This window comes from Micromonospora fluostatini, from assembly GCF_050410825.1.
GTDB lineage: Bacteria > Actinomycetota > Actinomycetes > Mycobacteriales > Micromonosporaceae > Micromonospora > Micromonospora rosaria.
Window position 1 is genome coordinate 833,009 of the sequence record NZ_CP191251.1, and the last position, 21,250, is coordinate 854,258.

Below are 21,250 nucleotides of genomic sequence, written 5' to 3' on the forward strand. Positions count from 1 at the left end.
ATGTCTGTGCTCCTCGGTTGGGCGGAACCCTCGGTCATGACCCTATCGAGCGGTTCTAAACATCCGCCCAGGGATCGGGCGATGGTCTGCGGTACGGGACGGACCGGTTCCAACGTGCATCGCACACTGTGACGGCCCGCACCCTTGTCGGGTCGTTCGGGCAGCGAAAACGACGCCGCGTAGGCTGTCGTTCGGTGTGTGGCCCCGATCCGGGCCCGCCCGACCCGATCCCCTGCCGACGCCGGAAGGTGGCAATCCGTGAGCATGATCACCGAGCGCCCCGTCAGCAAACCTGCCGGGCAGCCGCCGGTGCGCACGGAGGACACGCCCACGGTCGCCCGGCGGGACGTGCGGGCGGTCGTCTCGGCGTACGTCGCGCTCACCAAGCCCCGGATCGTGGAACTGCTGCTGGTCACCACCGTGCCGGCGATGATGCTCGCGGCCGGCGGGATGCCGTCGTTGTGGCTGGTGGCGGTGGTGCTGGTCGGCGGCTCGCTCGCGGCCGGCGCGGCGAGCGTGCTCAACTGCTACATCGACCGGGACATCGACCAGTTGATGCGGCGCACCAAGCGCCGCCCGCTGCCCGCGCACACCGTGTCGCCGCGTAACGCGTTGGTCTTCGGGCTGGTGCTGGCGGTGGTGTCGGTGGCGCTGATGGCGGCGTTCACCAACCTGCTGGCCGCCGGGCTGACCCTCGCCGCGATCGTGTACTACGACGTGGTCTACACGCTCTGGCTCAAGCGGACCACCACGGCGAACACGTTCTGGGGCGGGGCGTGCGGGGCCGCGCCGGTGCTGATCGGCTGGGCGGCGGTCACCGGGTCGCTCGCCCCGGCCGCCTGGGCGCTCTTCGCGGTGGTCTTCTTCTGGCAGATGCCGCACTTCTACCCGCTGGCGATGAAGTACAAGGCGGACTACGCGCGGGCCGGCATCCCGATGCTGCCGGTGGTGGCCTCGCCGCGCCGGGTCAACGCCGAGATCGTGATCTTCGCCTGGCTGACCGTGCTCACCTCGCTGGCGGTCTGGCCGCTCGGGATGAGCCCGATCTACGGGTTGCCCACCCTGGTGGTCGGCGCGATCTTCGTGATCGAGGCGCACCGGCTCGCCGGCCGGGTGAACCGGGGCGAGGCGGTCAAGCCGATGCGGCTGTTCCACTGGTCGACCACGTACCTGACGATCGTCTTCGCCGCGGTCGCGTTGGACGCCCTGATCTGACCCGGCCGCCCGGGTGCCCCCGAGCCCGGCAGGGCGGCGGTGGGGGATATGAGGCGGATGTCGGGTGAATGTCTTTCTACGACAAATCTTGTAACATTTCCCGCCCGACTGGGAGTTTTATGACGGAAATATCCGGGCAAACCGGTCGGCTGGGAGGTCAAACCTCCGGGTAATGGGCATCACAATAAGTTCATCGTTCCCGCCCCCGTGGATGGAACTCTGCTTAGGCTTCGCGTCATGGCAGAAGGTTCCGATACAACGCTGACCGCCGAGCAGGGCACCCCGGGACAGGCCCCCACCGGCCTGGTCGCGGGCATCCGTTCGTTCGCCGGCGAGCACGGCGGCGCGAAGGCGGTCATCGAGTACGTCGGCAAGCGGGGGGCCCGCATCGTCCTGGTCGGCACCGACGGTGCCTGGGGCGACCAGTTCGCCGACGACACGGTCGTCGCGCGGCAAGCCTGCGCACAGGCCGGGGTGGACGTGGAGAACGCCTGGGAACGGGAGTTGATGGACCAGATGCGCCCGAGCAACGACCTGTGGCGGTCGATGGCCCGCCGCACGATGGCCCGGTGACCGCCGTACCGTGACCGCCCACCACCAGCCGGCCCGGGGGCGACCCCGGGTCGCTTTCGTCACCTGTGCCGCCCTGCCCGACCTCGACCAGGACGACCGGCTGGCGATCCCGCCGCTGGCCGCCCACGGGATCGACGTCACCGCCGCCGTCTGGGACGACGGCACGGTCGACTGGGCCGGGTACGACCTGGTCGTGCTCCGCTCGCCCTGGGACTACATGCCGCGCCACGCCGAGTTCGTGGCCTGGGCCGACCGGGTGCCCCGCCTGGCCAATCCGGCCGACGTGGTCCGCTGGAACACCGACAAGCGCTACCTCGCCGGGCTGTCGGACGCCGGGGTGCCCACGGTGCCGACCTCGTGGATCGCGCCGGGGGAGCAGTGGACCCCGCCCGCCGGCCACGGCGAGTACGTGGTCAAGCCGGCGGTCAGCGCCGGCAGCCGGGACACCGGCCGGTACGACCTGGCCGATCCGGACCACCGGGAGCTGGCCGGGGCGCACGTCCGCCGGCTCACCGACGCCGGCCGGCACGTCATGGTTCAGCCGTACCTGACGGCGGTGGACACCGCCGGCGAGACCGCCCTGCTCTACCTGGCCGGCCCGGACGGGCTCCGGTTCAGCCACGCCATCCGCAAGGGGCCCATCCTCACCGGCCCCGACCGGGGCGTCGAGGGGCTGTACCAGGCCGAGGACATCACCCCCCGGACGGCCACCCCGGAGCAGCTCGCGGTCGCCGGGCGGACCCTGGCGGCGGTGCCCGGTGGCACGGACCGCCTGCTCTACGCCCGGGTGGACCTCATTCCCGGCCCGGACGGGGCGCCCGTCCTGGTCGAGCTGGAGCTGACCGAGCCGTCGCTGTTCGTCGGGTACGCCGACGGCGCTCCCGAGCGGCTCGCCGAGGCGATCCGTCACCACCTGCCCGACTAGCCGGCGCGCCCGGCTGCCGGGTGGTCCGGGAGCTGCGGCCGGGCGGCCGATCCGGGTCGGTGATGTCGGTGGTGGAGCCTTTCGAGCTGCCCCGTCTGTGGGGCCGACCCGCCTGTGGGGCCGACCCGCCTGTGGGGCCGGCCCGTGTGTGGGGCCGGCCCTTCCTTCCGTGGAGGCGACCCTTCCGTGGAGGCGACCCGCTGAGTGGCGGCGCGTCTGGAGGGCCTCCGCTCCCTGATCGGGGTGGCCATCGCGTTCGGAGGACCGCCGTCGTCGGGAGACCCGGAGCGTGCCCCGTTCGTGGGGGCAGCTCGACAGGCTGTGCGAGGCCGGCTCCCGGCGTGGGCGACCTCTCGGCGCGGGCGGCCTTCAGGGGCGGGCGACCGGCGGCTGGTGGGCTGCCGGGAGACGGCCTTCTCGGCTAGGCGCTGACCGGCACCGGCGGTGCAGTCGGGGCTGCCGGCTCGACCGGCGCGGTCTGGTCGGAGGCGGGCGGCGCCGGGCGGCGCTCCCGGGTCGACCAGAGCATCCCCAGGGTGGCCAGCAGCACCAGGCAGGAGCCGACCATGTGCGCGCCGACCAGCAGCGCGGGCAGGTCGGTGAGGTACTGCACGAAGCCGATCACACCCTGGCCCAGCTCCACCGCGACGAGCACCACGGCGGCGCGGGTGGCCCGCCGCGCCCCGACGGCGCGGAACGCGAAGACCAGCGCCACCGAGAGCCCGAGCAGCAGGAACACGCCGTCGGCGTGCACCTGGGAGATGGCCTCCGGGTCCAGCCCGTTGCGGGCGGCGCCGTGGTCGCCCGCGTGCGGGCCGCTGCCGGTCACCCAGGTCCCGACGACCAGCACCGAGGCGCTGACCACGGTGGTGAGCCGGGCCAGGGTGCGCAGCGGGCCCGGCACCATCGGCACCACCGGGCCGTCCGGGTCGATGATCCGACGCCAGAGCGCGTACGCCACGGCGATCACCACCATCGAGGCGAGGAAGTGCAGCCCGACCACCCACGGGTTCAGGTCGGTCAGCACGGTGATGCCGCCGATCACCGCCTGCGCCGGGATGCCGGCCAGCACCCCGACCGCCAGCGGCAGCAGCCCCGGCCGCCGGGGCCGGTGCAGCAGCACCGCCACCACCACGGCGAGCGCGATCGCCCCGACGCCGAAGGTGAGCAGCCGGTTACCGAACTCGATCAACCCGTGGATGCCCATCTCCGGGGTGTTGACGTACGACTCGTCGGTGCACCGGGGCCAGGTGGGGCAGCCGAGGCCGGACGCGGTCAGCCGGACCAGCCCGCCGGTGGCGACGATTCCGACGTTCGCGACGATCGACGCGAGCGCGAGGCGGCGCAGCAGGGCGGCGGAGACCGGAAACCGGGCGGAGAGCGTCACGGCGTAAATCCTACGCACCGTAGTTTTGGCGACTCGGGCGGCTCCGCCGGCCCGGTGCTCCGGATCACCCGGACCCGGGTTTGCGGAGCTTCCCCGAAATACGTAACGTTGGCGTTGTGAAAAACGGGGCGGCGGCGCTCGACGGGCACCGACCGACGGCCGGGACGGCCGCCGGTGCGTCGGCGTCCCCGGCCGCCGACGTCTCCACCCGCGACCGGGTGACCCGGCTGCTGCTGGAGCGGGGCGCGACCACCGCCGCGCAGCTCGGCACCGCGCTCGGGCTCAGTCCGGCGGCGATCCGCCGGCACCTGGACGCCATGCTCGCCGACGGCGACGTCGTCGCGCGCGAGGAGGCCGTCCGGGGGCACCGACGCCGGGGCCGCCCGGCCAAGGTCTTCCTGCTGACCGATGCGGCCCGGGGGCGCTGCGGCGCCCACCACTACGACAACATGGCCACCGCCGCGCTGCGTTGGATCGCCCGCACCGGCGGTTCGGCGGCGGTGGAGGCGTTCGCCGCGGAGCAGGTCGCCGCGCTGGAGTCGCGCTGCCAGGCCGCCCTGGCCGACGCCGGGGACGACCCCCTGGCGCGGGCGGCGGCGCTCGCCGCGGCGCTGACCGCCGAGGGGTACGCCGCCAGCGCGACCGCGATCGCCACCGGCGGGCAGCTCTGCCAGCACCACTGCCCGGTGGCGCACGTGGCCGCCGAGTTCCCGCAGCTCTGTGAGGCCGAGACCGCGGTGATCTCCCGCCTGGTCGGTACGCACGTGCAGCGCCTGGCAACCATCGCGCACGGCGACGGGGTGTGCACCACGCACATTCCCACCCAGCCGGGGCGTGAGCAGTCCGAAAGAACCGTCACCACTGTGAGGACAGATAGATGACCGAGCAGATCGTCCAGCCCCTGACCCAGGAGGAGCAGCTCGCCGCCCTGGGCAACTACGAGTACGGCTGGGCCGACCCCGACGTGGCCGGGGCGGTCGCCCAGCGTGGCCTCAACGAGGCGGTGGTGCGGGACATCTCGGCCAAGAAGAGCGAGCCGGCCTGGATGCTCGACCTGCGGCTCAAGGGCCTGCGGCTGTTCGACCGCAAGCCGATGCCGGCCTGGGGCGCCGACCTCACCGGCATCGACTTCGACAACATCAAGTACTTCGTCCGGTCCACCGAGAAGCAGGCCACGAGCTGGGAGGACCTGCCGGAGGACATCAAGAACACCTACGACAGGCTGGGCATCCCGGAGGCGGAGAAGCAGCGCCTCGTCGCCGGGGTCGCGGCCCAGTACGAGTCCGAGGTGGTCTACCACAAGATCCGTGAGGACCTGGAGGAGCAGGGTGTCGTCTTCCTCGACACCGACACCGCCCTCAAGGAGCACGAGGACCTCTTCAAGGAGTACTTCGGCACGGTGATCCCGGTCGGCGACAACAAGTTCGCCGCGCTGAACACGTCCGTGTGGTCCGGTGGCTCGTTCATCTACGTGCCGAAGGGCGTGCACGTGGAGATCCCGCTGCAGGCGTACTTCCGGATCAACACCGAGAACATGGGCCAGTTCGAGCGGACGCTGATCATCGTCGACGAGGGCGCCTACGTGCACTACGTCGAGGGCTGCACCGCGCCGATCTACTCCTCCGACTCGCTGCACAGCGCGGTCGTGGAGATCATCGTCAAGAAGAACGCCCGGTGCCGGTACACGACCATCCAGAACTGGTCGAACAACGTCTACAACCTGGTCACCAAGCGCGCCGTCTGCCACGAGGGCGCGACCATGGAGTGGATCGACGGCAACATCGGCTCCAAGGTGACCATGAAGTACCCGGCGGTCTACATGACCGGCGAGCACGCCAAGGGCGAGGTGCTCTCGGTGGCGATGGCCGGCGAGGGTCAGCACCAGGACGCCGGCGCCAAGATGGTGCACGCCGCGCCGCACACCTCCTCGACGATCGTCTCCAAGTCGATCGCCCGGGGCGGCGGCCGGACCTCGTACCGGGGGCTGGTGCAGGTGCTGGAGGGCTCGCACCACAGCGCCAGCACGGTCAAGTGCGACGCGCTGCTGGTCGACACGATCTCCCGCTCGGACACCTACCCGTACGTCGACATCCGTGAGGACGACGTGTCGATGGGGCACGAGGCCACCGTCTCCAAGGTCAGCGACGACCAGCTCTTCTACCTGATGAGCCGGGGGCTGAGCGAGGACGAGGCGATGGCGATGATCGTGCGTGGTTTCATCGAGCCGATCGCCAAGGAACTCCCGATGGAGTACGCCCTGGAGCTCAACCGCCTGATCGAGCTGCAGATGGAGGGCGCGGTCGGCTGACGCCGTCCGCTCCCGCGCGGCGGGCCGGGCACGCCCCGGCCCGCCGGACCAGGCCCCAGACACCGTCGTCCCGGAAATAGACCAAGGAAGAGATGACCACTCAGGCTTCCGCGCCGCCGCCCAGCACCAAGTCGCAGGCGCTCCGCTCGTACGACGTCGCCGACTTCCCGGCCCTCACCGGCCTGGAGGAGGAGTGGCGTTTCACCCCGCTCAAGCGGCTGCGCGGGCTGACCGGCGAGGCCCAGGCCCCCACCGGCGCCGTCCGGCACGAGTACGGTGACCTGCCGGCCGGTGTCACCGTCGACCGGATCGGCGCCGACGACGCGCGGGTGGGCAGCGTGCTCACCCCGGTCGACCGGATCAGCGCCCTGGCGTACGGCGGCGCGTCGACGGCGCTGCTGCTCGCGGTGGCCCCGGAGGCCGTGGTGACCGAGCCGGTGACCCTGCGGGTGGTCGGGGACGGCGCCGAGGGCCTGGCCTTCGGGCACACCGTCGTCGAGGTGGGCCGGTTCGCCGAGGCGACCGTGGTGGTGGAGCACGTGGGTTCGGCCACCCTGGCCGACAACGTCGAGGTGACGGTGGCCGACGGGGCGAAGCTGACCCTGGTCACCGTGGCGGACTGGGCCGCCGACGCGGTCCAGGCGCAGCACCTGAAGGTGAAGCTGGGCCGGGACGCGCGGGTGACCCACGTCCAGGTCACCCTCGGCGGGGACCTGGTCCGGCAGTACACCACCGTGGAGTACACCGAGCGGGGCGGCGAGGCCGAGCTGTACGGCGTCTACTTCGCCGACTCCGGGCAGCACCTGGAGCACCGGCAGCTCGTCGACCACACCGTGCCGGACTGCCGCAGCCACGTCGGGTACCGGGGCGCCCTGCAGGGCGACGACGCGCACACCGTCTGGGTGGGTGACGTGCTGATCCGGGCCGAGGCGACCGGCACCGACACGTACGAGATCAACCGGAACCTGCTGCTCACCGACGGCGCGCGGGCGGACTCCGTACCCAATCTGGAGATCGAGACCGGCGAGATCGCCGGCGCCGGCCACGCCAGCGCGACCGGCCGCTTCGACGACGAGCAGCTCTTCTACCTGATGGCCCGGGGCATCCCGGAGGCCGAGGCCCGCCGCCTGGTGGTGCGGGGCTTCTTCGCCGAGCTGATCAACAAGATCCCGGTCGAGGAGCTGCGCGACCGGCTCGGCGACGCGATCGAGACCCGGCTCGCCAGGGCCGGTGCCTGATGATCAGGATCTGTTCGACCGAGGACGTGCCGAAGGGCACCGTGATCAGCGCGGACGTCGACGGCACCCAGGTCGCCGTCGTGCACGCCGAGGACGGCACCTTCCACGCCGTGCACGACGAGTGCTCGCACGCGGCCGTGGCGCTCTCCGAGGGTGAGGTGGAGGGCTGCACGCTGGAGTGCTGGCTGCACGGCTCCCGCTTCGACCTGCGTACCGGTGAGCCGACCGGGCTGCCCGCGACCGAACCCGTTCCCGTCTACGCCGTCGAGGTCCGCGACGGCGACATCTACATCCCGGTGGGCGACGACGGCCGCCCCCTGCCGAGCAATGGAGTGACCCGATAATGAGCACCCTGGAGATCCGCGACCTGAAGGTGTCGGTCAAGCTGCCCGAGGGTGAGCTCAAGCCGATTCTGGCCGGCGTCGACCTGACCGTGAAGTCGGGGGAGACCCACGCCATCATGGGCCCCAACGGCTCCGGCAAGTCGACGCTGGCGTACTCGATCGCCGGCCACCCCCGGTACGAGATCACCGGCGGCACGGTGACCCTCGACGGCGAGGACGTGCTGGCCATGTCCGTCGACGAGCGGGCCCGCGCCGGCCTCTTCCTCGCCATGCAGTACCCGGTCGAGGTCCCCGGCGTCTCGGTGGCGAACTTCCTGCGCACCGCGAAGACCGCCATCGACGGCGAGGCGCCGAAGCTGCGCACCTGGGGCGGTGAGCTGCGCGGGGCCATGGAGCGCCTCCAGATGGACCCGGCCTTCGCCCAGCGCAACGTCAACGAGGGCTTCTCCGGCGGCGAGAAGAAGCGGCACGAGATCGTGCAGCTGGAGCTGCTCAAGCCGAAGATGGCGATCCTCGACGAGACCGACTCGGGGCTCGACGTGGACGCGCTGCGCGTGGTCAGCGCGGGCGTCAACCGGGTCCGCGACACCGGTGACACCGGGCTGCTGCTGATCACCCACTACACCCGGATCCTGCGCTACATCAAGCCGGACCAGGTGCACGTCTTCGTCGCCGGCCGGATCGTCGAGGAGGGCGGGCCGGAGCTGGCCGACAAGCTGGAGGAAGAGGGCTACGAGCGGTACGTGGCCGGAGCCGGCTCGGCGCGGGCCTGAACACCGTCATGACGTCCATCGCGATCCCGGAGGGCATGCCGCAGTACGACGACGTGCCCCGGTTCGACGTGACGCGGGTGCGGGCCGACTTCCCGATCCTGGACCGGGAGGTCAACGGGCACCCGCTGGTCTACCTGGACAGCGCCAACACCTCGCACAAGCCCCGCCAGGTGCTCCAGGTGCTCGACGAGCACTACGCGCGGCACAACGCCAACGTGTCCCGCTCGGTGCACACCCTGGGCACCGAGGCCACCGAGGCGTACGAGGGGGCGCGGGCGAAGGTCGCCGCGTTCGTCAACGCGCCCAGCGTGGACGAGGTGGTGTTCACCAAGAACTCCACCGAGGCGATCAACATCGTGGCGTACGCGTTCTCCAACGCCTCGCTGCGCGCCGACGCCGACCCCCGGTTCCGGCTGGGGCCCGGTGACGAGATCGTCATCTCCGAGATGGAGCACCACTCGAACATCGTCCCGTGGCAGCTCCTGGCCGAGCGGACCGGCGCGACGCTGCGCTGGTTCCCGGTCACCGAGCAGGGCCGGCTGGACGAGTCGGGGCTCGACGAGCTGGTCACCGATCGGACCAAGCTGGTCTCGCTGGTGCACGTGTCGAACATCCTCGGCACGGTCAACGCCACCGCGCGGATCACGGAGCGGGTCCGCGAGGTGGGGGCGCTGCTGCTGCTGGACTGCTCGCAGTCGGTGCCGCACCTGCCGGTGGACGTGGTCGCGCTGGACGCCGACTTCGTCGCCTTCACCGGGCACAAGATGTGCGGCCCGACCGGTATCGGGGTGCTCTGGGGGCGGGGCGAGCTGCTCGCCGCGATGCCCCCGGTGCTCGGCGGCGGGTCGATGATCGAGACGGTGTCGATGGGGGGCTCCACCTTCGCCGCGCCACCGGCCCGGTTCGAGGCGGGCACCCCGCCGATCGCCGAGGCGGTGGCGCTCGGCGCGGCCGTGGACTACCTCACCGCGCTGGACATGCGGGCCGTGCAGTGGCACGAGAAGGAGATCACCACGTACGCCCTGGACGCCCTGGCGTCCGTGCCCGGCCTGCGGATCTTCGGCCCGACGGTACCGGTGGGGCGGGGCGGGACGATCTCCTTCGCCCTCGGCGACGTGCACCCGCACGACGTCGGGCAGGTGCTCGACTCGCTCGGCGTGCAGGTCCGGGTGGGCCACCACTGCGCCAAGCCGGTCTGCACCCGGTTCGGGGTGCCGGCGATGACCCGCGCGTCGTTCTACGTCTACACCACCACCGAGGAGATCGACGCCCTGGTGGGTGCCCTGGAACAGGTGCGGAAGGTGTTCGACTGATGCAGCTCGACCAGCTCTACCAGGAGATCATCCTGGACCACTACAAGCACCCGCACGGCCGGGGCCTGCGGGACGCGGCGGAGCCGGGCGACCGGGTCGCCGAGGCGCACCACGTCAACCCCACGTGCGGGGACGAGGTGACGGTCCGGGTCGCCACCGACGGTGCCGTGCTGCACGACATCTCGTACGACGGGATGGGCTGCTCGATCAGCCAGGCGTCGGCGAGCGTGCTGCACGAGCTGCTGCGCGGCCGGGGCGCGGGGGAGGCGTTCGCGGTGCACGAGGCGTTCGTCGAGTTGATGTCCGGTCGTGGTCAGGTCGAGCCGGACGAGGACGTGCTCGGTGACGGGGTGGCGTTCGCGGGTGTCGCCCGCTACCCCGCCCGGGTCAAGTGCGCGCTGCTGCCGTGGATGGCGTTCAAGGACGCGGCGGCGCGCGCGGGAGTGGGCGCGAGCCCGACGGAGGTGACGGCATGAGCAGCGAGAACACCGCGACTGCGGCGACGCCGGAGGCGGGCGAGGGCGCCGTGACGCCGCCGACCGACGGCGTGGCCACCAACGGCGTGGCGACCGACGAGTCGGCGACCACCGGACCGGCCGCCGGCGACGCGACGGCGAACGGGTCGACGGCGAACGGGTCGGCGGCGGGTGGCAAGGCCAAGATCGCCGACATCGAGGAGGCGATGCGCGACGTCGTCGACCCCGAGCTGGGCATCAACGTGGTCGACCTGGGCCTGCTGTACGGCGTGCACGTCGACGACGGCAACGTCGCCACCCTGGACATGACGCTGACCTCGGCGGCCTGCCCGCTGACCGACGTCATCGAGGACCAGGCCCGGTCGGCGCTGACCACCGGCCCCGGTGGTGGACTGGTCGACGACATCCGGATCAACTGGGTGTGGCTGCCGCCGTGGGGCCCGGACAAGATCACCGACGAGGGGCGGGACCAGCTCCGTACCCTCGGTTTCAACGTCTGATCCGGCCGCGCCGGACGACCGTCGAGCGCGTCACCCGCCCCGGGTGGCGCGCTCGACGGCGCTGTGGGCCGCCGGGGCGGTCAGGCCGCTCCGGGCGGGGCACCGGGCCGCCGTCGGGCGGCGAGGCCGTCGTCGGGCGGCGGGAAGCCGCGCTCGGGCAGCGGTGCCGTCGGCGGACCGTCGGCCGTGCTGCCGGGTGAGCCGCGCCACCTGCAGGAATACCCGGTGAAGCGGGCGACTTGACGCCGGATGTAATCCCGTCCGAAGCAGTAGGGATTTCGTGCCGACGACACCAGGAGGACCCATGGCACCCACCACGGCCCTGCCCACCCCGCTCGTCACCACCGAGTGGCTCGCCGACCACCTCGACGACCCGAAGCTGCGGATCCTCGACGCGACCGTGCACTTGGCCCCACCGGCCGAGGCGGGCGGGGCGTGGAGCGAGACAACCGGCCGGCCGGACTACCTGGCCGCCCACATCCCCGGCGCGGCGTTCGCCGACGTCATCGACGACCTCTCCGAGCCCGACGGCGGGTGGTTCACCAAGCCGTCGCCGGAGCGGTTCGCGGCGGCGGCCGGCCGGCTCGGCATCGGCCCCGACACGACGGTCGTGGTGTACGCGGTCAACGTGTTCTGGGCGACCCGGGTGTGGTGGCTGCTGCTCGCCAACGGCTTCGACAACGTGGCGGTGCTCGACGGCGGCTTCGGCAAGTGGACCGCCGAGGGGCGGCCGACCCGCTCCGGGGCGGAGAGCTACCCGCCGGCCGAGTTCGTCGGCACGCCCCGCCCGGAGCTCTTCGCCGACCTCGCCGAGGTGCGGCAGGTGGTGGAGACCGGCGGCGGCGCGTGCCTGGTCCACTCGCTGTCGCCCGAGGACTACCGGGCCACCGAGACGGTCAGCTACCCGCGCCCCGGCCGCATCCCGGGCAGCCGCAACGTCTTCGTGGCCGCCCTGCTCGACCCCACCGACGGGACGTTCCGGCCGGTACCGGAGCTGCGCGAGCTCTTCCAGGAGGTACAGGCCGAGCCGGGCCGGAAGGTGACCTACTGCGGGGGCGGGATCGCCGCCACCGGGGACGCCCTGGCCCTGCGCCTGCTGGGGGAGACCGACGTGGCGGTCTACGACGGCTCGCTGATGGAGTGGACCAGCGACCCGTCCCTGCCGCTCGAGGTGGGCTGACCAGCGGGTGACCCGCCCGACCTGCGGGGCGGGCGGAAAACGGTGGTGGCGGCGCGGGCGTACGGTCACCATGAGCGGGTGATCGAGACGTACCCCGGCCGCCGCCCTCCCGTCACCGCCGTGACCGGGAGCGCCCGGCGACAGCCGGTCCGGTCGGGTGCCGTCCCGGTCCGCCACCGACCCTCGTGACCACCGCCTTCCTGGCCGGCGTGGTCGCCGGCTACGGCGTCGCCGTGCCCGTCGGCGCGATCGCCGTGCTGGTCATGGGGCTCAGCGCCCGTACCTCGTTCCGGGTCGGTGCCGGGGCCGCGCTCGGCGTGGCCACCGCCGACGGGCTGTACGCCGCCGTGGCCGTCCTCGGCGGCGCGGCGGTGGCCGGCCTGGTCGCCCCGGTCGCCGGGCCGCTGCGGCTGGTCGCGGCGGGGGTGCTGCTCGCCCTGGCCGGGTACACCGCGTGGGGCGCGCTGCGACCCCGCCCGGCGGTGCCCGGCCCGCCCGCCCGGGACGGCCTGGGCACCCCGGGCCGGGCCTTCGCCGGGGTGCTGGCCCTGACCGTGCTCAACCCGGCCACCGTGGTCTACTTCGTGGCCCTGGTGCTCGGCCGGGGCGACGTGGTCGGCACGGACCGGCTCGCCGGGGCGCTCTTCGTGGCCGGCGTCTTCCTCGCCTCGGCGAGCTGGCAACTGCTGATCGCCGGTGGCGGCAGCCTGGTCGGCCGGGCATTGACCGGGCCCCGGGGGCGGCTGGTGACCGCCCTGGCCGCCAGCGCGATCGTCGCGGCGCTGGCCGTCGTCACCCTGCTGGGCGGCTGACCGGCGCGGGGATCCTGCCGCGACCGGCTCCGCGCCGTCGACCACCCTGCCGCCGGGTGCGCCGGGTGCCGTACCGTCGGGTCATGTCCAGCCGACCCGCTGCCGGCGGCGGCCGGTGGGTCGAGGTCGACCCGGCCCGCGTCGCCCGCTGGGTCGACGGCTTCGCCGACCGGCACGGCCCACCCACCACCACCCCCCTCGGGTACGGTCTGCTGCTCACCGCCCCGGACGGGGCCACCGCCGAGCTGCACACCCCACCCGGGGCGCGGCCCGCCCCCGACCTGACCGGATTCGTGGGTACCGCCGCCGCGCCGCGCCGGCTCGGGCTGCTACTCGCCCGCAAGGGCGCGGTCGCGGTCGGCGTGGCGGCCGGCGACGACCTGGTGGTGTCCAAGGTCGACACCCGGTACGTGCAGGGGCGCACCGCCGCCGGCGGCTGGTCGCAGCAGCGGTTCGCCCGCCGCCGGGACAACCAGGCGAAGGCCGCCCTCACCGACGCCGCCGACCTGGCCGTCCGGCTGTTGCTGCCGGCGGTGTCGACCCTGACCACACTGGTCTGCGGCGGGGACCGGCGGGCCGTCGACACCGTGCTCGCCGACCGTCGCCTCGCGCCCCTGGCCGCGCTGCGCGCCGACCGGCTGCTCGACGTGCCGGAGCCCCGGCACGCGGTCCTGGTCGCCGCGATCACCGCCGCCCGCGCCGTCCACATCCTCGTCCGCGACCCCGCGTAGAGGTGTAAGGAAGGGCCCCTTATTAACGCCTCCGGTAGAGCAGGGGGCCCTTGTTAACACTCGGCTCGACCGCTCCCTCGCGGGCTCGCCCGCCCGCCGGCCCGTCCACCGTCGCAGCCCCGCCGAACCGCTGCCCGCCGCCGTGCGTCCGGCGGCGGGTGGCGGGCGGCGGGTGGCGGGCGGTGAGAAGGGAACCCTTTTCTACCGTATGCGTTAACAAGGGGCCCTTCCTTACACCTCAGCTGGTGAAGGTGTTGCACTGCTGGGGGTCGCCGGTGTCGTAGCCCCGGGTGAACCACTCGCGGCGCTGGGCGGAGGAGCCGTGGCTGAACTCGTCCGGGTTCACCGGACGGTTGGCCCGCTCGGCGATGGCGTCGTCGCCGATCTTCTCGGCCGCGTCGATGGCCTGCCGGATGTCCTGCTCGGTGATGCTGGTGAAGATCCGTTGGCCGGTGTCGTCGGCGGTACCGGTGGCGTTCTTCGCCCAGGCGCCGGCGTAGCAGTCGGCCTGGAGTTCCAGGCGTACCGACAGGGCGTTGGCGTTGCCCGGGTCGCGTTGCTGCTGGCGGCGGACCTGTTCGTTGGTGCCGAGCAGGTTCTGGATGTGGTGGCCGTACTCGTGGGCCAGCACGTACGGCTGGGCGAACTCGCCGGCCGCGCCGAGCTGGTCGGCGAGGACCCGGTAGAAGGTCAGGTCGATGTAGACCTGGCTGTCGGCGGGGCAGTAGAACGGCCCGACGCCCGAGTCGGCCTGGCCGCAGCCGGTGCTGACCGCCTGGCTGAAGAAGACCGTCTGCGTCGGCCGGTACTGCTCGCCGAACGCCTGGGGCAGGGCGGTGCGCCAGTACGCCTGGATCGAGTTGACGTACAGGGTGTTGCGGCAGTCCAGTTGCTCCAGCGCGTCCTCGGCCGCGCACCGCTGCTCCAGCGCGGTGTTGTCGCCGCCCCCGCCCCCGTCCCCGTCGTTGAACGCGGAGTTGAGCCCGTAGCCGCCGCCGACCAGGGCGAGGACCACCGCGACGACCAGCCCGATGAGGCCGCCCCGGCCGCCGCCGATCGGGATGGGGATGCCCAGCCCACCGCCGCCGCCCCCGGACCCTCGCCGGTCGTCCACCTGACTGGTGTCGATCCGCGCGTTCTCGTTCAGCTCCATGATGACCTCGATCACCCTCTGGCCGGTTGGTGTGGTGCGGGTGCCGGACCGGGTCCGGACGTCGCAGCCGTACCCGATGATCTTGCTCGGTAATCCGGGCGGGTGGGGGACGGGCGCCCGGTACACTTGTCGGGTGCTGCTCTGCGAAGGCTGAACCGCCCCGCGCCGACGGGCCCCGCGCCCGGCGGCGTTTTCGCGTGCCCCGAGTCAGCCCTTCTGGACCCCGAGAGCGAGTTCCCCGAAATGATCACTGCCACCGGCCTGGAGCTGCGTGCCGGCGCCCGGATCCTGCTGTCCGACACCACCCTGCGGGTGCAGCCGGGTGACCGGATCGGCCTGGTCGGCCGCAACGGCGCGGGCAAGACGACCACCCTGAAGGTGCTCGCGGGGGAGGGTCAGCCCTACGCCGGGCAGCTCGACCGGCGCAGCGCCATCGGTTACCTCCCCCAGGATCCCCGCACGGGGGACCTGGAGGTCACCGGCCGGGACCGGGTCCTCTCCGCCCGGGGCCTGGACACGCTGATGGCCCAGATGACGGAGCTGGAGGCCCGGCTCGCCGACTCCCCGGAGGAGAAGCTGGTCCGCCGGTACGGCGCCCTGGAGGACCAGTTCGCCGCCCTCGGGGGGTACGCGGCCGAGGCCGAGGCGGCGCGGATCTGCGCCAACCTGGGGCTGCCCGACCGGGCCCTGGCCCAGACCATCGGTACCCTCTCGGGTGGTCAGCGCCGCCGCATCGAGCTGGCCCGGATCCTGTTCCGCGACGCGGGGGAGAACGGCGGCGGCATCCTGCTGCTCGACGAGCCGACCAACCACCTCGACGCCGACTCGATCACCTGGTTGCGGGGGTTCCTCGCCAACCACAAGGGCGGGCTGATCGTGATCTCGCACGACGGCGACCTGTTGGAGTCGGTGGTGAACAAGGTCTGGTTCCTGGACGCCACCCGCAGCGTGGTCGACGTGTACAACCTGGGCTGGAAGGCGTACCTGGAGGCGCGGGAGACCGACGAGCGCCGCCGTCGCCGGGAGCGGGCCAACGCCGAGAAGAAGGCCGGCGCGCTGATGGCCCAGGCGGACAAGATGCGGGCCAAGGCCACCAAGACCGTCGCCGCGCAGAACATGGCCCGCCGGGCCGAGAAGCTGATCTCCGGCCTGGAGGAGGTACGGGTCTCCGACAAGGTGGCCAAGGTCCGCTTCCCGACCCCGGCCCCCTGTGGCAAGACCCCGCTGACCGCCACCGCCCTGTCCAAGTCGTACGGGTCGCTGGAGATCTTCACGGACGTGAACGTTGCGGTGGACCGGGGTTCCCGGGTGGCCATCCTCGGCCTCAACGGTGCCGGCAAGACCACCCTGCTGCGGATGCTCGGCGGGCTGCTCACGCCGGACACCGGTGAGGTGCACGCCGGGCACGGCCTGCGGCTCGGCTACTACGCCCAGGAGCACGAGACGCTGGACGTGGAGCGGACCGTGCTGGAGAACATGCGCGCCGCCGCGATCGAGCAGACCGACACCGACCTGCGCAAGATCCTCGGAGCGTTCCTCTTCTCCGGCGAGGACGTGGACAAGCCGGCCGGGGTGCTCTCCGGCGGGGAGAAGACCCGGCTGGCCCTGTCGACCCTGGTCTGCTCCGGCGCGAACGTGCTGCTGCTCGACGAGCCGACCAACAACCTCGACCCGGTCAGCCGGGAGCAGGTGCTCGACGCGATCGCCCGGTACCCCGGCGCGATCGTGCTGGTCACCCACGACCCGGGGGCGGTGGCGGCGCTCAAGCCGGACCGGGCCATCCTGCTGCCCGACGGCGACGAGGACGCCTGGAGCGACGACCTGCTGGAGCTGGTCGAGCTGGCCTGACCCGCCGGGCCGTGCCGGTCGGGCGGGCCTGACCCGCCGGGCCGTGCCGGTCGGGCGGGCCTGACCCGCCGGCCGCTCCGGTGGGGCGCTCAGCGGGCCAGGTCGGCAGCAGCCCGAGCAGCCCGGTCCACGGCTCGGGCACCACCAGCAGCCCGGCCGCCACGATCACGGCGGCCAGCGTCAGGACGCCGATGCCGAGGTACTGCCCGGCCACGATCTGCCACGGGCGGGGGCGACCGGTGCTGCGGGCGGCCACGAAGAGGACGGTCAGGATCACGATGTCGTCGATGTTGGTGGCGGCGAAGAGCACGGCCGCACCCCCGGCGGTCCCCAGCAGGTCGGCCACGCCCCGCAGGGTACGGTGGCGGAGTCCGTGCGGCGGACCTGGTCCCGGTCGATCGACCAGCCCTTCCCGAGGGCGCGGTGAGGGGCCGGTGGGGGCCGGCGGCGGTCCCCGGTGACGGGCCACGGTGAGGGCCCTGGTGACGGGCCCAGGCGGGGCCAGGACGGCCCGGTCGGCCGGTCCCGGGCCACGCCCGACCCGGCTCGACCGGCGGGCGGCGGGTCGGGAGCGTCACTCTATCGGGAAGCTGACACTGCATAGCGTGTCGGTTGGCGAAGAGTTGATATCTGGCGCATGATCGTTCGAGGCGGTCTAATAGGTGGGACCGTATCCGAACCGCACAGTCTGGGACGTGAGGAATCAACATGGCAGCCACTGGCACAGCCACCAGCACTGAGAAGGGTCGCCGGATCGTCGGAGCCGAGCGTCAGACGCTCGCCAAGGACCTGGTAAAGCGGTACACCTCGGGGGAGAGCATCCGCGCGCTCGCGGCCTCGACCGGCCGTTCCTACGGCTTCATCCACCGGGTGCTCACCGAGTCCGGGGTGCAGTTGCGTCAGCGTGGCGGCGCCCGTCGTCGTAAGAAGGCGTGATCCGCCCCGATTTTTCCAGCACGGCCACCCCGCGGGTCGTCCGGTGACCCCCGGCGCCGACGGGGTACGCATCGACTGCGCCGGGCCGGTCGCGACGGTGACGTTGTGTCGGCCCGACGTGCTCAACGCGCAGACCCCGGCGATGTGGCACGCGTTGCGCGACTTCTCCCGGGACCTCCCCGGCGACGTGCGGGTCGTCGTCGTGCGCGGGGAGGGCCGGGCCTTCTCCGCCGGGCTGGACCTCGCGGTCGCCGGTGCCACCGGGCCGGGGTCCTTCGCCGAGTTGGCCACCCTGTCCGAGGCGGCGTGCGCCGACCGGATCGCCGAGTTCCAGGACGCCTTCACCTGGCTGCACCGGCCGGACGTCATCTCGGTGGCCGCCGTGCAGGGGCACGCCATCGGCGCGGGCTTCCAACTCGCCCTCGCCTGTGACCTGCGCATCCTGGCCGACGACGCCCGGCTCTCCATGGCCGAGGTGACCCTCGGTCTGGTCCCGGACCTCGCCGGCACGAAACGGCTGGTGGAGCTGGTCGGCTACGCGCGCGCGCTGGAGCTCTGCGTCACCGGGCGGCGGATGGACGCCGTCGAGGCGGACCGGATCGGCCTCGCCACGCTGGTCGTGCCCCGGGCCGAGCTGGACGACGCGGTCCGGGACCTCACCGCCGGCCTGCTGGCCCACCCCCGGGACGCGGTGGTGGAGATCAAGGCCCTGCTGGCCGGCGCCGCCGGCCGGTCGCCGGCCGAGCAGCTCCGCGCCGAGCGCCAGGCGCAGACCCGCCGCCTGCGCGACCTCGCCGGCCTCGGCGAGTAGCCGGCCCCGCCCCACCCGGGTAGCCTGCCCCGGCGGGGGCGCCGTGTAAGGACCGTTCGGGAACAGCCGGGTTACCACCGAGGTTGTCGTACTCGTCGGGAGAATTGACCCTGGCGGTCCCGACGATCCGGAGGTGACAGTGTCCAACCCGATGTCCGGCGGTGGCATGGCCGGGTGGAGCATGCTCCGGTCGATGCGCAACCAGGACGAGGTCTCCGCCCACCGGCTCACCCGTGGCACCAGCCGCCGGATCGTGGCGTTCGCCGGGCCGTACCGCGGCGACATCGTGGTCTTCCTGGTCACCGTCGTGCTGGCCGCGATCATCGGCGTCGCCACGCCGGTGCTGGCCGGTGACGTGATCAACGCGATCAACCGGGGTGGCCCCGACGCGGGCGCGCTGGTCGTCCGGCTCGCCCTGTTCATCGCCGGCCTGGCCGTGCTCGACGCGCTGCTCTCCCTGGCCCAGCGGTGGTACTCGGCCCGCATCGGCGAGGGGATCATCCTCGACCTGCGGACCCGGGTCTACGACCACGTGCAGCGGATGCCGTTGCAGTTCTTCAACCGGACCCAGACCGGGGCGCTGGTGAGCCGGCTCAACACCGACGTGATGGGCGCCCAGCGGGCGTTCACCTCCACCCTGTCCGGGGTGGTCAGCAACGTCATCCAACTGGTGCTCACCGCCGCGGTGATGTTCACCCTCTCCTGGCAGATCACCGCGCTCTCGCTGGTGCTGCTGCCGATCTTCATCATCCCCGCGCGGCGGGTCGGCAAGCGGCTGGCCGAGATCACCCGGGAGTCGTACAACCTCGACGCGCGGATGAACGCGACGATGACCGAGCGGTTCGGCGTGGCCGGGGCGCTGCTGGTCAAGCTCTTCGGCTCGCCCGAGGAGGAGGCCCGCCGCTTCGCCGGGCGGGCCGAGCGGGTCCGCGACATCGGCATCCAGTCCGCCATGTACTCCCGGACGTTCTTCGTGGCGATGCTGCTGGTCGCGTCGCTGGCCCAGGCGCTCACCTACGGTCTCGGCGGCTGGCTGGCGGTCACCGGCAGCGTCAGCGCCGGCACGGTGGTGACCCTGGCGCTGCTGCTCACCCGCCTGTACGGTCCGCTGACCGCGCTCTCCAACGTCCGGGTGGACGTGATGAGCGCCCTGGTCTCCTTCGACCGGGTCTTCGAGGTGCTCGACCTGCGCCCCGGGATCGAGGAGAAGCCCGACGCGGTGCCGGTGCCCCGGGGTGACGGCCGGGTCGAGTTCCGCGACGTGCGGTTCCGCTACCCGAGCGCCGCCGAGGTGTCGCTCGCCTCGCTGGAGGAGGTCGCCGCGCTGGACCGGACGGTCAACGAGCCGGTGCTGCGGGGCGTCTCGTTCGCCGTCGAGCCGGGCCAGATGGTGGCCCTGGTCGGGCCCTCCGGCGCCGGCAAGTCGACCCTGTCGATGCTGGTCTCCCGGATCTACGACGTCACCGACGGGCAGGTGCTGGTCGGCGGCGTGGACGTGCGCGACGCCACCCTGTCCTCGCTGCGCGCCGAGATCGGGGTGGTCACCCAGGACTCCCACCTGTTCCACGAGACGATCGCGGCGAACCTGCGCTACGCCAAGCCGGACGCCACCGACGACGAGCTCTGGGCGGCGCTGGCCGGCGCGCAGGTCGCCGACCTGGTCCGGGCGCTGCCCGACGGGCTGGAGACCACCGTCGGGGAGCGCGGGTACCGCTTCTCCGGCGGGGAGAAGCAGCGCATCGCGATCGCCCGGCTGCTGCTCAAGGCCCCGTCGATCGTGATCCTCGACGAGGCCACCGCACACCTGGACTCGGAGAGCGAGGCGGCGGTGCAGCGGGCGCTGTCGGTGGCGCTGACCGGGCGGACCGCGCTGGTGATCGCGCACCGGCTCTCCACCGTGCGCGACGCCGACCAGATCCTCGTCCTCGACGGCGGTCGGATCGTCGAGCGGGGCCGGCACGACGAACTGGTCGCGGTCGGTGGGCTCTACGCCGAGCTGTACCGCACCCAGTTCGCGGTCGCCGACTCGCCCAGCCCGTACGCGGACGCCACCGGCCCGGAGCCGGTGATCACCACCGTCGGGCCGATGGGCGGCTACGTCGCCGAGGAGGCGCTGCCCCCGTCCGCCGCGAACTGACCGGTCGCCACCCGCAGCCGGGCGAACTCGGCGGCCAGGTCGGCGAGCTGGAAGTGCGCGTTCAGGCCGCTGGGGTTGGGCAGCACCCAGAGCCGGGCGTCGCCCAGCGGCTCCGGCTGCGGCCCGAACCGGGCCTTCGGCCGGGCGAACCCGGTCCGGTACGCGGTCACCCCCAGCACGGCCACCCACCGGGGCCGGTACCGCCGCACCGTGTCGGTGAGGATCCGGACCCCGGTGACCAGCTCCTCGGGGGCCAGCTCGTCGGCGCGGGCGGTGGCCCGCGCGGCCATGTTCGTGATGCCCAGCCCGTACCGGGGCAGGTCGTCCTGCCGGCTCGGGTGCACCTGTTCCGGGGTGAAGCCGCCCCGGTGCAGGGCCGGCCAGAAGCGGTTGCCGGGCCGGGCGAAGTGCCAGCCGGTGGCCGCCGACCAGAGGCCGGGGTTGATCCCGACGAAGAGCACGGCCAGGTCCGGGGCGAGCACGTCCGGGATGGTCCGGTCGACCGCCTCCGCCAACTCCTCCCGGGTCGGCCGGCGCGCCGTGGGTCCGTGCGGCGGGCGCGGGAGGCCCGTCGCCGGCTCGTGCGGCGG

The 21,250-nt window shown here is 72.9% G+C and carries 22 protein-coding genes; 18 read left to right on the plus strand and 4 right to left on the minus strand.

The window, feature by feature from the left end; translation table 11 throughout:
• The first annotated feature begins 258 nt into the window (after positions 1 to 258).
• The 3 genes from ACQUFX_RS03810 (at position 259) to ACQUFX_RS03820 (ending at position 2,713) form a co-directional block, all read left to right on the plus strand.
• The gene (locus ACQUFX_RS03810; protein WP_428964640.1) at positions 259 to 1,215 is read left to right on the plus strand and encodes a heme o synthase; all 957 of its coding nucleotides are present in this window, start codon (positions 259 to 261) and stop codon (positions 1,213 to 1,215) included.
• Positions 1,216 to 1,452: 237 nt separating this feature from the next.
• Complete coding sequence (locus ACQUFX_RS03815) at positions 1,453 to 1,788, plus strand: hypothetical protein (protein WP_428964641.1); 336 nt, start codon at positions 1,453 to 1,455, stop codon at positions 1,786 to 1,788.
• 10 nt (positions 1,789 to 1,798) lie between these two features.
• Positions 1,799 to 2,713, plus strand: a complete 915-nt coding sequence (locus ACQUFX_RS03820; RefSeq protein WP_428964642.1) for an ATP-grasp domain-containing protein — start codon at positions 1,799 to 1,801, stop codon at positions 2,711 to 2,713.
• A gap of 421 nt (positions 2,714 to 3,134) precedes the next feature.
• Here ACQUFX_RS03820 and ACQUFX_RS03825 read toward each other — a convergent pair whose 3' ends face one another.
• The gene (locus ACQUFX_RS03825; RefSeq protein ID WP_428964643.1) at positions 3,135 to 4,118 is read right to left on the minus strand and encodes a COX15/CtaA family protein; all 984 of its coding nucleotides are present in this window, start codon (positions 4,116 to 4,118) and stop codon (positions 3,135 to 3,137) included.
• Positions 4,119 to 4,216: 98 nt separating this feature from the next.
• On the opposite strand from ACQUFX_RS03825, the gene ACQUFX_RS03830 reads away from it, so the two are divergent.
• The 11 genes from ACQUFX_RS03830 (at position 4,217) to ACQUFX_RS03880 (ending at position 13,775) form a co-directional block, all read left to right on the plus strand.
• The gene (locus ACQUFX_RS03830; RefSeq protein WP_428964644.1) at positions 4,217 to 4,981 is read left to right on the plus strand and encodes a helix-turn-helix transcriptional regulator; all 765 of its coding nucleotides are present in this window, start codon (positions 4,217 to 4,219) and stop codon (positions 4,979 to 4,981) included.
• Positions 4,978 to 6,408, plus strand: coding sequence for a Fe-S cluster assembly protein SufB (sufB, locus tag ACQUFX_RS03835; protein WP_428964645.1), 1,431 nt, complete (start codon positions 4,978 to 4,980; stop codon positions 6,406 to 6,408). Before ACQUFX_RS03830 ends, sufB begins: the two co-directional genes overlap by 4 nt.
• Positions 6,409 to 6,500: 92 nt before the next feature.
• On the plus strand, positions 6,501 to 7,646 hold the full coding sequence (gene sufD / locus ACQUFX_RS03840; RefSeq protein ID WP_428964646.1) for a Fe-S cluster assembly protein SufD: 1,146 nt from the start codon (positions 6,501 to 6,503) through the stop codon (positions 7,644 to 7,646).
• Positions 7,646 to 7,990: a non-heme iron oxygenase ferredoxin subunit gene (locus tag ACQUFX_RS03845; RefSeq protein ID WP_428964647.1), complete on the plus strand. Its 345-nt coding sequence runs from the start codon at positions 7,646 to 7,648 to the stop codon at positions 7,988 to 7,990. The genes sufD and ACQUFX_RS03845 overlap by 1 nt, the downstream gene beginning before the upstream one ends.
• Positions 7,990 to 8,763, plus strand: a complete 774-nt coding sequence (gene sufC / locus ACQUFX_RS03850) for a Fe-S cluster assembly ATPase SufC (RefSeq protein WP_067365625.1) — start codon at positions 7,990 to 7,992, stop codon at positions 8,761 to 8,763. Before ACQUFX_RS03845 ends, sufC begins: the two co-directional genes overlap by 1 nt.
• Positions 8,764 to 8,771: 8 nt before the next feature.
• Positions 8,772 to 10,076 (plus strand): cysteine desulfurase, encoded by a 1,305-nt coding sequence (locus ACQUFX_RS03855; RefSeq protein WP_428964648.1) that lies wholly within the window; start codon positions 8,772 to 8,774, stop codon positions 10,074 to 10,076.
• On the plus strand, positions 10,076 to 10,552 hold the full coding sequence (gene sufU, locus ACQUFX_RS03860) for a Fe-S cluster assembly sulfur transfer protein SufU (protein ID WP_067365631.1): 477 nt from the start codon (positions 10,076 to 10,078) through the stop codon (positions 10,550 to 10,552). Before ACQUFX_RS03855 ends, sufU begins: the two co-directional genes overlap by 1 nt.
• The gene (locus ACQUFX_RS03865; RefSeq protein ID WP_428964649.1) at positions 10,549 to 11,052 is read left to right on the plus strand and encodes a metal-sulfur cluster assembly factor; all 504 of its coding nucleotides are present in this window, start codon (positions 10,549 to 10,551) and stop codon (positions 11,050 to 11,052) included. The genes sufU and ACQUFX_RS03865 overlap by 4 nt, the downstream gene beginning before the upstream one ends.
• A 304-nt stretch (positions 11,053 to 11,356) precedes the next feature.
• Positions 11,357 to 12,232: a sulfurtransferase gene (locus ACQUFX_RS03870; protein WP_428964650.1), complete on the plus strand. Its 876-nt coding sequence runs from the start codon at positions 11,357 to 11,359 to the stop codon at positions 12,230 to 12,232.
• Positions 12,233 to 12,417: 185 nt separating this feature from the next.
• Positions 12,418 to 13,044: a LysE family transporter gene (locus ACQUFX_RS03875; protein WP_428964651.1), complete on the plus strand. Its 627-nt coding sequence runs from the start codon at positions 12,418 to 12,420 to the stop codon at positions 13,042 to 13,044.
• An 83-nt stretch (positions 13,045 to 13,127) separates the two neighbouring features.
• The gene (locus tag ACQUFX_RS03880; RefSeq protein ID WP_428964652.1) at positions 13,128 to 13,775 is read left to right on the plus strand and encodes an acVLRF1 family peptidyl-tRNA hydrolase; all 648 of its coding nucleotides are present in this window, start codon (positions 13,128 to 13,130) and stop codon (positions 13,773 to 13,775) included.
• A gap of 238 nt (positions 13,776 to 14,013) precedes the next feature.
• Here the strand turns inward: ACQUFX_RS03880 and ypfJ are convergent, their stop codons facing one another.
• A complete protein-coding gene (gene ypfJ, locus ACQUFX_RS03885) occupies positions 14,014 to 14,928 on the minus strand; it encodes a KPN_02809 family neutral zinc metallopeptidase (RefSeq protein WP_428964653.1) in 915 nt (304 codons plus the stop codon).
• A 243-nt stretch (positions 14,929 to 15,171) separates the two neighbouring features.
• On the opposite strand from ypfJ, the gene ACQUFX_RS03890 reads away from it, so the two are divergent.
• Positions 15,172 to 16,776 (plus strand): ABC-F family ATP-binding cassette domain-containing protein, encoded by a 1,605-nt coding sequence (locus tag ACQUFX_RS03890; protein ID WP_428964654.1) that lies wholly within the window; start codon positions 15,172 to 15,174, stop codon positions 16,774 to 16,776.
• On the opposite strand, the gene ACQUFX_RS03895 is transcribed toward ACQUFX_RS03890, so the two are convergent.
• Positions 16,691 to 17,122 (minus strand): cadmium resistance transporter, encoded by a 432-nt coding sequence (locus tag ACQUFX_RS03895; protein WP_428964655.1) that lies wholly within the window; start codon positions 17,120 to 17,122, stop codon positions 16,691 to 16,693. The two genes, ACQUFX_RS03890 and ACQUFX_RS03895, sit on opposite strands and share 86 nt — an antisense overlap.
• 362 nt (positions 17,123 to 17,484) lie before the next feature.
• Between ACQUFX_RS03895 and ACQUFX_RS03900 the strand changes: the two genes are divergently transcribed.
• From ACQUFX_RS03900 to ACQUFX_RS03910, 3 genes are all read left to right on the plus strand, one after another.
• Complete coding sequence (locus ACQUFX_RS03900) at positions 17,485 to 17,712, plus strand: helix-turn-helix domain-containing protein (protein WP_007462679.1); 228 nt, start codon at positions 17,485 to 17,487, stop codon at positions 17,710 to 17,712.
• Between the two features lie 43 nt (positions 17,713 to 17,755).
• Positions 17,756 to 18,523: an enoyl-CoA hydratase/isomerase family protein gene (locus ACQUFX_RS03905; protein ID WP_428964656.1), complete on the plus strand. Its 768-nt coding sequence runs from the start codon at positions 17,756 to 17,758 to the stop codon at positions 18,521 to 18,523.
• A 151-nt stretch (positions 18,524 to 18,674) separates the two neighbouring features.
• Entirely contained in the window at positions 18,675 to 20,660 is a 1,986-nt protein-coding gene (locus ACQUFX_RS03910; protein ID WP_428966851.1) for an ABC transporter ATP-binding protein, read from the plus strand.
• On the opposite strand, the gene mug is transcribed toward ACQUFX_RS03910, so the two are convergent.
• Entirely contained in the window at positions 20,618 to 21,175 is a 558-nt protein-coding gene (gene mug, locus ACQUFX_RS03915; protein WP_428964657.1) for a G/U mismatch-specific DNA glycosylase, read from the minus strand. The genes ACQUFX_RS03910 and mug overlap by 43 nt on opposite strands.
• Between the last annotated feature and the right edge of the window lie 75 nt (positions 21,176 to 21,250).

Bases quoted from the DNA above. Each gene is read 5' to 3' on its own strand.
- ACQUFX_RS03900 (WP_007462679.1), top strand. From the start codon at position 17,485: ATGGCAGCCACTGGCACAGCCACCAGCACTGAGAAGGGTCGCCGGATC.
- ACQUFX_RS03910 (WP_428966851.1), top strand. From the start codon at position 18,675: ATGTCCGGCGGTGGCATGGCCGGGTGGAGCATGCTCCGGTCGATGCGC.
- sufC (WP_067365625.1), top strand. From the start codon at position 7,990: ATGAGCACCCTGGAGATCCGCGACCTGAAGGTGTCGGTCAAGCTGCCC.
- ACQUFX_RS03855 (WP_428964648.1), top strand. From the start codon at position 8,772: ATGACGTCCATCGCGATCCCGGAGGGCATGCCGCAGTACGACGACGTG.
- sufD (WP_428964646.1), top strand. From the start codon at position 6,501: ATGACCACTCAGGCTTCCGCGCCGCCGCCCAGCACCAAGTCGCAGGCG.
- sufU (WP_067365631.1), top strand. From the start codon at position 10,076: ATGCAGCTCGACCAGCTCTACCAGGAGATCATCCTGGACCACTACAAG.
- ACQUFX_RS03865 (WP_428964649.1), top strand. From the start codon at position 10,549: ATGAGCAGCGAGAACACCGCGACTGCGGCGACGCCGGAGGCGGGCGAG.
- ACQUFX_RS03870 (WP_428964650.1), top strand. From the start codon at position 11,357: ATGGCACCCACCACGGCCCTGCCCACCCCGCTCGTCACCACCGAGTGG.
- ACQUFX_RS03815 (WP_428964641.1), top strand. From the start codon at position 1,453: ATGGCAGAAGGTTCCGATACAACGCTGACCGCCGAGCAGGGCACCCCG.
- sufB (WP_428964645.1), top strand. From the start codon at position 4,978: ATGACCGAGCAGATCGTCCAGCCCCTGACCCAGGAGGAGCAGCTCGCC.
- ACQUFX_RS03880 (WP_428964652.1), top strand. From the start codon at position 13,128: ATGTCCAGCCGACCCGCTGCCGGCGGCGGCCGGTGGGTCGAGGTCGAC.
- ypfJ (WP_428964653.1), bottom strand. From the start codon at position 14,928: ATGGAGCTGAACGAGAACGCGCGGATCGACACCAGTCAGGTGGACGAC.
- ACQUFX_RS03845 (WP_428964647.1), top strand. From the start codon at position 7,646: ATGATCAGGATCTGTTCGACCGAGGACGTGCCGAAGGGCACCGTGATC.
- ACQUFX_RS03890 (WP_428964654.1), top strand. From the start codon at position 15,172: ATGATCACTGCCACCGGCCTGGAGCTGCGTGCCGGCGCCCGGATCCTG.